The sequence below is a fragment of the Roseburia lenta genome, from assembly GCF_014287435.1.
Lineage (GTDB): Bacteria > Bacillota > Clostridia > Lachnospirales > Lachnospiraceae > Pararoseburia > Pararoseburia lenta.
The window spans coordinates 479,339-492,292 of record NZ_JACOPG010000001.1; the positions used below are offsets into that span (position 1 = coordinate 479,339).

General features: G+C 43.9%; 10 protein-coding genes. 1 reads left to right on the top strand and 9 read right to left on the bottom strand.

Features of this window, described 5'->3' with window-relative positions; translation table 11 throughout:
• Positions 1 to 20: 20 nt before the first annotated feature.
• Positions 21 to 1,493, bottom strand: coding sequence for an MFS transporter (locus H8R94_RS02410; RefSeq protein WP_243238436.1), 1,473 nt, complete (start codon positions 1,491 to 1,493; stop codon positions 21 to 23).
• A gap of 173 nt (positions 1,494 to 1,666) precedes the next feature.
• Between H8R94_RS02410 and H8R94_RS02415 the strand changes: the two genes are divergently transcribed.
• Positions 1,667 to 2,953 carry a helix-turn-helix transcriptional regulator gene (locus H8R94_RS02415; RefSeq protein ID WP_186853768.1) on the top strand — a complete coding sequence of 429 codons (1,287 nt, stop codon included), beginning with the start codon at positions 1,667 to 1,669 and terminating at the stop codon, positions 2,951 to 2,953.
• A 71-nt stretch (positions 2,954 to 3,024) separates the two neighbouring features.
• On the opposite strand, the gene H8R94_RS02420 is transcribed toward H8R94_RS02415, so the two are convergent.
• The 8 genes from H8R94_RS02420 to spoIIP all read right to left on the bottom strand — a co-directional run bounded on the left by H8R94_RS02420 (position 3,025) and on the right by spoIIP (position 12,880).
• Positions 3,025 to 3,564 (bottom strand): histidine phosphatase family protein, encoded by a 540-nt coding sequence (locus H8R94_RS02420; RefSeq protein WP_118534647.1) that lies wholly within the window; start codon positions 3,562 to 3,564, stop codon positions 3,025 to 3,027.
• Positions 3,565 to 3,641: 77 nt separating this feature from the next.
• The gene (dnaJ, locus tag H8R94_RS02425; protein ID WP_186853769.1) at positions 3,642 to 4,811 is read right to left on the bottom strand and encodes a molecular chaperone DnaJ; all 1,170 of its coding nucleotides are present in this window, start codon (positions 4,809 to 4,811) and stop codon (positions 3,642 to 3,644) included.
• A 5-nt stretch (positions 4,812 to 4,816) separates the two neighbouring features.
• Complete coding sequence (gene dnaK / locus H8R94_RS02430) at positions 4,817 to 6,709, bottom strand: molecular chaperone DnaK (RefSeq protein WP_118280922.1); 1,893 nt, start codon at positions 6,707 to 6,709, stop codon at positions 4,817 to 4,819.
• A gap of 70 nt (positions 6,710 to 6,779) precedes the next feature.
• A complete protein-coding gene (gene grpE, locus H8R94_RS02435) occupies positions 6,780 to 7,421 on the bottom strand; it encodes a nucleotide exchange factor GrpE (RefSeq protein WP_186853770.1) in 642 nt (213 codons plus the stop codon).
• 20 nt (positions 7,422 to 7,441) lie between these two features.
• Positions 7,442 to 8,470 (bottom strand): heat-inducible transcriptional repressor HrcA, encoded by a 1,029-nt coding sequence (gene hrcA, locus H8R94_RS02440; protein WP_118280920.1) that lies wholly within the window; start codon positions 8,468 to 8,470, stop codon positions 7,442 to 7,444.
• A 202-nt stretch (positions 8,471 to 8,672) separates the two neighbouring features.
• Positions 8,673 to 9,875 carry a radical SAM family heme chaperone HemW gene (gene hemW, locus H8R94_RS02445; RefSeq protein WP_186853771.1) on the bottom strand — a complete coding sequence of 401 codons (1,203 nt, stop codon included), beginning with the start codon at positions 9,873 to 9,875 and terminating at the stop codon, positions 8,673 to 8,675.
• 5 nt (positions 9,876 to 9,880) lie between these two features.
• Positions 9,881 to 11,692, bottom strand: coding sequence for a translation elongation factor 4 (gene lepA / locus H8R94_RS02450; protein ID WP_118280918.1), 1,812 nt, complete (start codon positions 11,690 to 11,692; stop codon positions 9,881 to 9,883).
• Between the two features lie 75 nt (positions 11,693 to 11,767).
• A complete protein-coding gene (spoIIP, locus tag H8R94_RS02455) occupies positions 11,768 to 12,880 on the bottom strand; it encodes a stage II sporulation protein P (RefSeq protein ID WP_330592969.1) in 1,113 nt (370 codons plus the stop codon).
• Positions 12,881 to 12,954: the final 74 nt, after the last annotated feature.

Genomic DNA, 12,954 nt, shown 5'->3' on the forward strand with positions numbered 1-12,954 from the left:
ATTTTCTCCTTGTATCCCGTTTACTTATTTGCATTCTTCGCTTCTCTACGAGCTGCAATTTCTTCCTGTTTTTCCTGCAAGCCCTTTTCTACATTAACGAAAGACAGCAGAACAACCACAATAATAGAAGTTATTATTTCCAATCCTACAAAACAAAAAGTCAGCATATTCTTTACCGAATCAGCCTGCGTTGCTGCTACCGTCACGCCATCAACAAGGCTTGGTGCAACATATCCTGATGTTGACAACAACAAATTAAACACACCTGTACAAACACCTGACATTGTCACTGTAATAATCGAATAAATAGACATTGCTGCACCATCCACACGGAATCCATTCTTCCATTCCAGATGATCGTAGGTATCTGCCATCAATGCCATAAATACATAAGCGCAAGGAAGTCCACCGATATTCTTTACAAACTGTCCAACAAGTACAATAACCATATTGGTTGGAGCCAGACAGCAAATTGCGCTTCCAATACCATATAAAACAAAACCTGCCATCGTCAGATTTCTCTTACCAAACTTTTTTGCCAATGGCCATACAGCAAAAATACCGATTCCCATTGGGATACCGCCAATCACAGATACCATTGTCTGCGTAATTCCGTCATTGTAAGATCCCAATACATAATTGCAGTAGTACACAAGGGATATGTTTTTCATCGTTGATCCAACGGTATATACAAGGAAATAAAATAATAAACAGAACATATAACGATCCGCAAACACGGCTCTCATTTGTTCCTTAAATGTGACCGTACTTACTTCTTCATCCACAGCACTTTCTTCTGTAACACGTTCTTTTGTGTAGTAATATTCCAAAAGTGTTAATGGCAAAGCAAGAATCGACAAAATAACTGCCATATGAATCCAGTTGCTCTTATCGACACCCAATCTTGGCAAAATCAGCATTGGAAAAATCAATGCTACAATGATTCCTGAAATCATAATGGTTGCAACATTGTTAAACACTGCCAAAACGCCACGTTGTTCTGAATTTCTTGTAGACAATGGAACCATCAGATTGTGACTCATATTGTAAATGGTAAATGCAAATGAATAAAAAAGGTTGTAAGAAAGCATTACCCAGATTACTTCTAATGTTTCATTGGATTCCGGAACGGTAAAAAGCAGAATTCCGGTAATTGGAAGCAGTACCCCTGCAAGAAGCAGATATGGTCTTGCTTTTCCTTGTTTCGTTTTTGTGTGGTCAATGATATATCCCATCAAAACGTTTGTGATGGCATCAATAATCTTTGATAAAATCGGGAATACCATAAGAAACATTCCGCCCCACACAGTCGTCAGTTTCAATACATCCGTGTAGTATACATTCAGGTATGATGCCATAACTGCATTCAAAAGTAGTGCTCCTGCTGGTCCTATCAGATACCCCATCCATTTTTCTTTCTTTTCCATATCCGGTGATTTAATCCGGCTATTGCATGCACTCGCATCCATAAATTTTGCTCTAATTGTTTTCATTCGTTCTTCTCCTTCATTAAAAAACCCTTGTTTTAAAAAATACCTATAGATTTTTTTATTCTATAGGTATTATATTCGTCCATATGCTATTTTTCTTGTAATTATGTATGATATTTTGTAAAATCATAAAGAGATTGCTACAGTTATATGTACATCTGTCATTGGAGGTTGTTATGAGAAAAATTGATTATGATTATATTGCAAAAAATATTTCTTCATTATCGTTGATTGCCATACGCGTTTACAAAAATAACAAAGAAATCATTCATTATGACTTATCTAATTTTCCAAAAGATCCCGCGTCACCCTATATTGATACACTTTTACAGGTAAACGAAGGGGTTAACTACTATATTTCACCCTATGAACATTTTTATGGCATCATAAAACATGATGAATACACCCTCATTTTAGGTCCTACTTTTCAGATTACGCCGCCTAAAAATCAGATTCGGGAATTCATGTTTTCGCTTGATTTAAAAATGAATTACATGGAACAATATCAACAATTGCTCAGCAGTATAACTCCTATGCCGCTTGAACTATTTTTACACGAACTTTGCCTGATTTATTACTATATCAGTGACAAAAAACTAGAATTATCCGATGTTGCTATATATGATTCCTATAGCAATATTTCCAAACAAAATATTGATAACCAGACAGCGATTGAAACAAATGCGCAAATAACAAATATTTCTCCTATGGAAAAGCGCCCTATGAGCGAAAACGACATCCACAGCATTCACGACATTGCAAATGCACATGCTTCTATTGATGACTATAACGTTGCTATATTACCTGAACACACGGCCTATCTTTTTGAAAAAGAACTGTTTTCCTGCGTCCGTGATGGCGATCTCGACCGTCTCAACGAACTTTTTAAGCTAAATTCAGCTGGTCGTGCTGGCAAAGTAGCACCAACTTACTTGCGACAGTTAAAAAATATTTTCATATCATCTGCTACACTTTTATCACGTGCTGCCATTGATGGTGGACTTCCTGTAGAAGAAGCTCTAACCTTAAGCGACAAGTATATCCAACACGCAGAGAGTTACAACAATCCGGAACAAGTCATGAATTTGCAGTATCACATGGTCATTGACTACACCACACTTGTAAATGAAATCCGCCAGGGAGATCGTTATGACAAATTTATGCGTTCTGTAACGGGATATATCCGGGAGCATTTAACGGAAGAATTTTCTGTGGATCAAATGGCTCAGGATCTTTTTTTAAGTCGCAGTTATCTGTCAACCAAATTCAAAAAAGAAACCGGTATGACCTTGTCACAGTATATTCAAGAACAAAAAATCGAAAAAGCGAAGTCTCTGTTAAAAACGACTGATCGCTCTATTTTAGAGATAGCAACTTATTTAGGCTTTTCCTCACAGGGGTATTTTCAGAATGTATTTAAGAAATTGACCGGTATGACGCCGAAAGAATACCGAAATCAATAGAAGACGCCGCTCTGCACCTGTCGGTATGCCAAAAGGGACGCTCCTTGTGGCAAAAGGAACGTCCCTACAAACTACAACTCGTATTTTCTAATTTCACAATTTTGTGGTCTTGGTCTCCACTTGATTCCATTTCTACGGTTTTCAAGAACTCCACAAAGAGCCCGGATAATGCCACCGTGACAGACCACAAGCACGTTTTCATAGTCCTCTTTTTTGAGATCTTCGATAAAAGAACGACTTCTTTTCACCATAGATGAAACAGGCTCCACCGTCTTAGGTGCCGGTATGATTTCCGGAAGCATCCAGTATAAGGTCATAAATGGTCCTAATTTTTTATAACTCTTTTTTTCGTATTTTCCAAAGTTTACCTCGATGATACGCGGATCCACGATCAATTCCTCTTCGGATACACCTCCGATGATCATGGCTGTTTTCTTTGCTCGCTTCAATGGGCTGCAGTAAACAGCGTCGAACTTCATATCACCAATCTTTTTCCGTGTTTCCTCTGCCTGCGCAATTCCTGTTTCGTTCAGTGGTTCGTCATAAACGCCCTGCATCAACTGCTTTTTGTTGAGATCTGTCTGCCCATGTCTTGTAATCCAAACTTTCATGTATGTTATCCTCTTTCTCTTATACGCAAAAATGCGATGGGATATATTTCTATACCAAGCCATCGCTTCTTCGCATTTTATAAATCGTCTACGGCATCCTTAAGTTTGCCCATAAATCCTTTTTTCTTCTTTTCTTCCTTAACCGCTGTTCCTCCGGCTTTCAAGGTCTTTCCTGTCTCATCATCAAACTTACGCAAAGTTTCTTTTGCTTCATGACTAAGAGAAGTCGGAACCTGTACCACCAAAGTAACATAATGGTCACCACGCATATTCTTATTACGCAAGGACGGAATACCTTTTCCACGCAAGCGGATCCTGGTATCGGTCTGTGTGCCGGGCTTCACTTCATATACGACCTTTCCGTCCAAGGTATCGATCATGACTTCACCGCCCAGTGCTGCCTGTGCAAATGAGATCGGAGCAGAAGAATAAATATCGTATTCGCTTCTCTGGAAGATCGCATGCGGGGCCACACGAACCTCAACCAAAAGGTCTCCTCTAGGTCCTCCGTTGATGCCCGGCTCTCCCTTTTCACGGATACGAACACTCTGACCGTTATCAATACCAGCAGGAATAGATACAGAAATTCTCTTTTTACGGGAAATGTATCCGGTACCATGGCAATCACTACATTTTTCTTTGATGATCTGCCCTGTTCCCTGACATTCCGGACAAGACGTTACATTCTGTACGGTTCCAAAGAATGATTGCTGTGTAACTACGATCTTTCCCTTACCGCCACACTTCGGACAGGTATCCTTTGTAGTTCCAGGCTTTGCACCGGATCCATGACAAGTTGCACACTCATCTTTTAATACCAGTTCGATCTCTTTTTCACAACCAAATGCTGCCTCTTCAAACTTGATATTGACTCTTGCACGGACATTCTGCCCTTTCATCGGTCCATTGTTGGTACGTCTGCTGCCGCCACCGCCAAAGAAATCACCGAAGATATCTCCAAAGATATCTCCAAAATCCATGCCTGAGAAATCAAATCCGCCGCCACCGGCACCGCCGTCAAAAGCAGCATGACCAAACTGATCATATTGTCTTCTCTTATCCGGATCACTCAAAACAGCATAGGCTTCAGAGGCTTCTTTGAACTTTACCTCTGCTTCTTTATCACCCGGATTCATATCCGGGTGATATTTCTTTGCCAACTGTCTGTATGCTTTTTTGATCGTTGCGTCATCGGCATTTTTATCTACGCCAAGGACTTCATAATAATCTCGCTTCTGTTCTGCCATGTTTTTTATACTTCCTTGAAGTCTGCATCTACGACATCATCATCTGCCGCATTGTAAGTGGTGTTTGCTCCCATATCAGGGCCTGCACCGGCACCCATGTCAGGACCTGCACCCTGTGCGCCTGCTGCCTGAGCCTGCTGTTCATACATCTTGGTGAATACCTTCTGTGCACTCTCCTGCAATTTCTCCTGTGCAGCCTTTAATTCTGCTACGGTTGCATCATCCATAGCCTCTGCTTCCGGATGTGCCTCGAGGATTGTCTTGATCGCTGCGATATCAGCCTCAACTGCTGACTTATCTGCCGCATCGATCTTGTCGCCAACTTCTTCCAAAGCCTTCTCTGTCTGGAATACAAATGCATCAGCATCGTTTCTGGTGTCGATGGCTTCCTTACGCTTCTTATCCTGTGCTTCAAACTCAGCAGCTTCCTTAACAGCCTTCTCAATGTCTTCATCAGACATGTTAGATCCTGCTGTAATGGTGATGTGCTGTTCCTTACCTGTACCAAGATCCTTAGCGGATACATTTACGATACCATTGGCATCGATATCGAAAGTAACCTCGATCTGTGGAACACCACGACGTGCTGGAGGAATACCATCCAGGCGGAACTGTCCTAAGGACTTGTTGTCTCTAGCAAACTGTCTCTCACCCTGTACTACGTTGATATCAACGGCTGTCTGGTTATCAGCAGCAGTAGAGAAGATCTGGCTCTTCTTGGTAGGGATCGTTGTATTTCTCTCGATCAACTTGGTTGCAATACCACCCATAGTCTCGATAGAAAGAGAAAGTGGTGTAACATCCAAAAGCAAGATCTCACCGGCACCGGCATCACCTGCTAACTTACCGCCCTGAATAGAAGCACCGATGGCTACACATTCATCCGGGTTCAAAGACTTGCTTGGCTCATGTCCTGTAAGTGCCTTTACCTTATCCTGTACGGCTGGGATACGGGTTGATCCACCAACAAGGAGAACCTTTGAAAGTTCACTTGCTGTAAGACCTGCATCCTTTAATGCGTTCTGTACCGGAATGGCTGTTCTTTCTACAAGGTCATGTGTTAATTCATCGAATTTAGCACGTGTTAAGTTCATATCAAAATGCTTTGGTCCTTCTGCTGTTGCAGTGATGAAAGGCAAGTTGATGTTTGTTGTTGTTGCAGCGGAAAGTTCTTTCTTAGCCTTCTCTGCTGCTTCTTTTAATCTCTGGAGAGCCATCTTGTCAGTAGAAAGGTCAACGCCTTCTGCCTTCTTGAACTCATCCAGCATCCAATCTGTGATCTTCTGGTCGAAGTCATCGCCACCAAGACGGTTATCACCACTTGTTGCAAGAACTTCGATAACGCCATCACCGATCTCAATGATAGATACATCAAATGTACCACCACCTAAATCATAAACCATGATCTTCTGCTCATTTTCATTGTCAAGACCATAAGCAAGTGCTGCTGCTGTAGGCTCGTTGATGATACGCTTTACATCAAGACCAGCGATCTTTCCGGCATCCTTTGTTGCCTGACGCTGCGCATCATTGAAATATGCAGGAACTGTGATAACTGCTTCTGTGACAGGCTCACCCAGATAGTTCTCTGCATCGCTCTTTAACTTCTGTAAGATCATTGCTGAGATCTGCTGTGGAGAATACTTCTTACCATCGATGGTACGACCATTGTCTGTACCCATATCTCTCTTAATAGAAGAAATTGTCTTTTCTGCATTTGTAACTGCCTGACGCTTTGCAGGCTCACCGATCAATCTCTCTCCTGTCTTTGTAAATGCTACAACAGACGGTGTTGTTCTTGCACCTTCCTGGTTGGCGATAACGGTTGGCTTACCACCTTCCATAACTGCTACACAAGAGTTTGTTGTACCTAAATCAATACCAATAATTTTTCCCATGATTTTTTCCTCCTATTTATCATCACATTGTTATTGTCTTTATTTTAAATTAGCATTGCTACCAATTTGACTAGTTTGCAACCTTGACCATGCTATGACGAAGCACTGTATCGTGATACATATAGCCCTTTTGGAACTCTTCTACGATCTCGCTCTCGCCGGCTTCTTCATCCTCCACATGCATCACTGCGTTGTGGAAATTCGGATCAAATTCATTGCCGAGCGCCTCGATCGGACTCACGCCTGCTTCCTCCAAGGAAGTCATCAGTTGTTTGTAGATCATCTGCATACCTTGTGCAAATGGATCTTCGCTCTCTTCCATGCCCTTAAGACCTCTTTCAAAGTTGTCAACGACCGGAAGGATCTTTTCCAAGATGCTCTTTGCTCCCACTTCATACATCTGTGATTTTTCTTTCTCAGAACGTTTGCGGAAGTTCTCGAACTCGGCCATCTGGCGTCTGACCTTGTCGGTCAGTTCTTCGATCTGTGCATCCTTTTTGTCTTTCTTTTCTTTCTTTTTGAAAAAGCCTCCATTTCCTTTTTCTTCCTCAGCTTCTTCTGCGGATTCTTCTTTTTCCTCCGCCTCCTCTTTGGTAGCAGCGGCTTCTCCTGCCTCTGTACTTTCTGTATCTTTTTCTTCGGAAGTCTCTGTCTCGACGGTCTCGTCTACTTTGACTTCTTCCCTATCTTCCTGCTTCTTTTCCTCTGCCACTTTTACATCTCCTTCCTATGTCATTCCCTTTTCATGATCTTGTCAAGCTGCGACTTAAGATTTTTCAGGTTATCCATGACATTTTCGTAATCCATACGCTTTGGTCCGATAATTCCTATCGTGCCCTTCACGCCCTCACCTAATTCATAGGTGGCTGTCACGACGCTGCAATCTTTCATTGTCTGGATCGGTGACTCATTTCCTATATATACCTGAATGCCGGTTTCTTCATCTCCCTGTGTCTCAGAGATCAGATCTGCCAGCGCCTGCTTTTCTTCAAAAGCACTGATCAACTCACTCGCTCTCTGGGAATCGGAAAGTTCCGGATATTTGAAAATATTCGTTGCTCCACTCGTGTAAATCTCCAGATCGTCGTCTTCGTGAATCGTCTCAGCCACGGTATTTAAGACTTGTGCAATGATCTCTTCGTGAATACCCGCCTGCTCTTTTAACTTGGTGATGAGCCCTAAGTTGATCTCATCGACGGTAAGTCCGTTTAAGTTGGTGTTCAAGAGCATGTTGAGTTTCAACATAGTCTCATTGCTCAGAGGTTCCTCAACCGGAATGATCTTGTTCTTTACGATGTTGCCTTCCATAACGACCACCGATAAGATCTGGTGTTCATCTACGGCAGATAACTGTACGAACTTGAGACGGTTGCGCTGGACACTCGGTGCAGATATCATCGTGGCGTACTGCGTATTGTTGGCAAGTACCTTGACGACCTGTTTTAAGAGTTGTTCCATCTTCTCCGTCTTTTCGATCATCAGATCCTTCATCTCGGTCACTTCCCGATCCTTGACTTCCATCAAGTGATCTACATAGAAACGGTAACCCTTATCGGAAGGAATACGCCCTGAAGAAGTATGCGGCTGTACGATGTAGCCCAGTTCCTCAAGATCCGACATCTCATTACGAATCGTAGCAGAACTCAGATTCAGATCTGACATCTTGGAAATGGTACGGGAACCAACCGGCTCTCCGGTTTCCAGATAGTTCTGTATGATGGCGTTTAAAATTTTCTCTTTTCTCTCACCTAATTCGTCCATCGGATACCTCATCTGATTTCCTTGTTTCTAAGATTGTTAGCACTCATTAACTTAGAGTGCTAATATCTTTAAACCTAATGTATCACTGCCCTTTTGCTTTGTCAACACTTCTCACAATTTTTTTTATTTATTTTTGTGAATTTTTTGTGGTGCAGGGACGCTCCTTTTGCCACATGGACTGTCCCCTTTGGCGCAGATGATCTTACAGGAGGAACTGTGCCAGGGCATAATTGCTCAGATCCATTCCCTTGTCGGTCAAAAAGATCCGCCCCTCTGCCACTTCTAGCAAAGCCTCCTGCCGCAAATGTTTGATGGTCTCGCCATAGACGGACTCTATCGAGCAGGAAAAGCACTTGGCAAAATCCTCTCTGGTAACTCCTGCATTCATGCGCAGTCCCAAAAACATAAATTCTTCCATGGCATCTTTTTTAGAAAGACTCGTTACTTCCTGCCATAAAGGCGACGTCAGATTTTCTGTTTCTTCTATATTATTAGAAGACAATTTGTCCGCACACAGATCCATATACTGATAGATGTCCCGCACATTTGCCATACGACGGTCGCCTACCATGGAGGCTGCTCCAATGCCAAGTCCCAGATAGTCGCCCCGCCGCCAATAAACGGTATTGTGATAGCAGGCATAACCTTCCCTGGCATAGTTGGATATCTCATATTGCTGATAGCCGTGTGCGATCAAAACGCTTTGTGCCATCTTGGACAGGCGGTATTCCTCGTCCTCGTCCGGCAAAAATTCTGTTTTCATCCCAGCATGCTGCTTGACCGCATCAAATTTATAGCGATCATAAAAAGGGGTTCCTTCTTCCACGATCAAAGAGTAGGCAGAGACATGTTCCGGTCGCAGGGCAATGACCTGCTCTAAAGTATGCATCAATTTTTCCGGGGTCTGTCTCGGCAATCCTGTCATAATATCCACGTTCAGATTGTAAAATCCGTTTTTGCGTGCCATGTCAAAAGTCCGCAAAAACTGTTCGTAACTATGGATCCGTCCCAAGAGACGCAGTTCGTCATCATTAGCCGATTGCAGACCGATGCTTAAACGATTGATCCCCATCTTACGGTATGCACTAAATTTTTCCATCGTTACCGTTCCCGGATTACATTCCATGGAAATCTCAGCATCCTGACCGATAGTAAAATTTTTATGTAGGGCATCCATGATCTTTCCCATGTCCGATGCATCCAGCCAGGATGGGGTACCGCCACCAATATATATAGAAGAAACAGCAACTGATCGCAGTTGCTGTCCCATGTAAGCGATTTCTTTACAGAGGCTTTCGGCATATCTTTTTTGTATGTCATTATCATAGGCTCCTGATAAAAAATCGCAGTAATCACATTTTTTTACACAGAATGGAATGTGTAGATAAAGACTGACCTCTTTCATATTTACTAATCCTCGTCCAATTTTAACACGCTCATAAACGCCTCCTGCGGGATCTCTACATTGCCCACCTGGCGCATACGCTTCTTTCCTTCCTTCTGTTTTTCAAGCAATTTCTTCTTTCTGGAAATATCACCGCCATAACACTTGGCAAGCACATCTTTTCGCATAGCCTTGACCGTCTCTCTGGCAATGACCTTACTGCCGACCGCTGCCTGGATCGGGATCTCGAACAAATGACGCGGGATCTCTTCTTTTAATTTTTCACACATCTTGCGCCCACGTTCGTATGCCGTTCCACTGAATACGATAAAGGAAAGGGCATCCACTTCTTCCTTATTGATGAGGATATCCAGTTTGACCAGATCAGACTTGACATAGCCCTTCATCTCATAGTCAAAAGATGCATAGCCGCGGGATCTGGATTTTAAGGCATCAAAGAAATCATAGATGATCTCATTCAAAGGCAGGGTGTACTTGAGCAGGGCACGCGTTTCTTCCATATACTCCATACTGATGTAAGTTCCGCGCCGCTCCTGACACAGATCCATAATGGCTCCGATATACTCGCTCGTCACCATGATCTCCGCCTCTACGACAGGTTCTTCCATGTATTCGATCTCTGACGGATCCGGCAGATTGGATGGATTGGTCAACTCGATCATGGTGCCATCCGTCTTATACACACGATAAACAACGCCCGGTGCCGTTGTCACCAGATCCAGATTATACTCTCTTTCCAGTCTCTCCTGGATGATTTCCAGATGCAAAAGTCCAAGGAAACCACAGCGGAAACCAAAACCAAGGGCTACCGATGTCTCCGGTTCAAATTGTAAAGATGCATCATTTAACTGCAATTTTTCCAATGCGTCTCTTAGATCCGGGTACTTGGCTCCATCCGCCGGATACAGACCACAGTAGACCATAGGATTGACCTTTTTATAGCCCGGCAAAGGTTCCTTGCACGGATGCTTCTTGTGTGTGATCGTATCGCCCACGCGGGTATCTTTGACGTTCTTGATGCTGGCTGTCATATAGCCGACCATGCCAGCAGAAAGTTCATCACAAGGGATAAATTGTCCGGCTCCAAAATAACCGACTTCTACAACATCCGCTGTCGCGCCTGTTGCCATCATCAGCACCTGATCTCCGGGACGAAGCGTTCCCTCCTTGATACGGCAAAAAACGATCACGCCCTTGTATGCATCATACAAAGAGTCAAAGATCAATGCCTGCAGCGGTGCCTTTGGATCACCGGTCGGTGCCGGCAATTTGCTAACGATCTGCTCTAAGACTTCCTCTACATTCAGACCGGTCTTGGCAGAGATCAGCGGTGCATCCTGCGCCTCTAAGCCGATCACATCCTCGATCTCGTCTTTGACACGCTGCGGCTCCGCACTTGGCAGATCGATCTTGTTGATGACCGGAAGGACATCCAGATCGTGATCCAATGCCAGATAGACATTTGCCAGCGTCTGTGCCTCGATTCCCTGTGCCGCATCCACCACCAGAATAGCGCCGTCACATGCCGCCAGACTACGCGATACCTCATAGTTGAAATCCACGTGTCCCGGTGTGTCGATCAAGTTGAAAATATATTCTTCCCCGTCTTTTGCCTTGTAGATGATACGCACCGCCTGAGACTTGATCGTGATACCACGCTCACGCTCCAGATCCATATTATCCAAGACCTGTGCCTGCATCTCACGATCGGTAAGCAGGCCCGTCATCTCAATGATACGGTCTGCCAGTGTTGACTTGCCGTGATCGATATGGGCTACAATACAAAAGTTACGAATTTTGCTCTGATCTATTGCCATGAAAATTTATCCTCCGCATTTCCTATCGAAAATTTGCTCATTTGGTAAGATTATACCATAGGAATACGCGTCTTCTCAAGTGTGCGATTGTCCCAATAGTACATAGGCAAGGATATTGGCGAGCGGATCCATGGCATTATAGACCTCCTCAAAGGTGTTGGTCTGCGCCCCCACCTCGATCAGCATGGACTTGGGGCACATATGCATATTATAACGATAGCCCTTCAAAAAGACCGGTCTGGTAAAGCCCGGATACAGTTCTGCCGCCGCGATCTGCATTTGCAGAGAAGTTGCCAGATTATCCTGCAGATTCGGATTTTGCAGATAATCGATCGGACCGGTCGATGTCGTTCTGCTCAGCCCATTGAAGAACATGATCTTTGCCGTCTGCTTGCCACCTATATCCGTCACCAGATGGACATCATCCCCCACACCATCTCTATGTAGATCGATCACAACCTGTATGGTCGGATTGTCCGCCAAGACCTGCCTGATCTCCGGTTCCGCGTTGGAATAGGCATAATCGCGCCCATCCACGTCATATTTGCCCCGATGATGCAAGACAGGAATCCCATAGGTATCCTGCAAAAGGCTTGTCAGGCGATCCCCCAGCCCCATGACCGTCATCCCTTCCGATCCATCCGAGTCCACAAATCCTTCCTGTGAATGTGTATGATAGATCAAAATGACCGGTCCTCCCACATTTGTATCAATGGTCAGGTCTTTTGCTAAAAGTTGCCCCGGATTCAGTTCCGAGGAATCGATCGTCGTTGTGCGGTCAATCCGATAAAAGTTTTTGACCAGATAATCAAAGTCCAGCAGTTTATCCCGATTAACCTCTGCCTGCTTTGTCCAAACCGGTGTCGCTGTAGCAGCCACATTTTCTGCCCCGGCCGCAGCGATCGGATCCTGTGTCTCCTCCTCATCCCCATTTGCCTTTTGCGCATCCGCACTGATTTCTATGTCGGCATTTTTTGTATCTTCTTGCTTGCCGGAATTTTCTATGGCAGCCAGCAGAGTCAGTTCATCTTTTGCCTCATCTTCCCCATAGACATATGCCATGACCGGTGTTGCCAATTCCATCTGCTGTAAGAGCAGGTCTGACAAAGATGCCTCTGTCGTTTGAAAGCAGAACACCGGCACACATAATTTTAATAATTGATAATACAAAGACCACTTGGCACTCACAAATCTCTCCTTTTCCCCACGCACCAATATATGCGTTTTTTTTCGAGATATGCCTGCCTATGCCAAAGGGGACG

Excerpts from the sequence above, each read along its gene's own strand:
- H8R94_RS02410 (WP_243238436.1), bottom strand. The coding sequence starts at position 1,493 with ATGAAAACAATTAGAGCAAAATTTATGGATGCGAGTGCATGCAATAGC.
- H8R94_RS02415 (WP_186853768.1), top strand. The coding sequence starts at position 1,667 with ATGAGAAAAATTGATTATGATTATATTGCAAAAAATATTTCTTCATTA.
- H8R94_RS02420 (WP_118534647.1), bottom strand. The coding sequence starts at position 3,564 with ATGAAAGTTTGGATTACAAGACATGGGCAGACAGATCTCAACAAAAAG.
- dnaJ (WP_186853769.1), bottom strand. The coding sequence starts at position 4,811 with ATGGCAGAACAGAAGCGAGATTATTATGAAGTCCTTGGCGTAGATAAA.
- dnaK (WP_118280922.1), bottom strand. The coding sequence starts at position 6,709 with ATGGGAAAAATTATTGGTATTGATTTAGGTACAACAAACTCTTGTGTA.
- hrcA (WP_118280920.1), bottom strand. The coding sequence starts at position 8,470 with ATGGACGAATTAGGTGAGAGAAAAGAGAAAATTTTAAACGCCATCATA.
- hemW (WP_186853771.1), bottom strand. The coding sequence starts at position 9,875 with ATGAAAGAGGTCAGTCTTTATCTACACATTCCATTCTGTGTAAAAAAA.
- lepA (WP_118280918.1), bottom strand. The coding sequence starts at position 11,692 with ATGGCAATAGATCAGAGCAAAATTCGTAACTTTTGTATTGTAGCCCAT.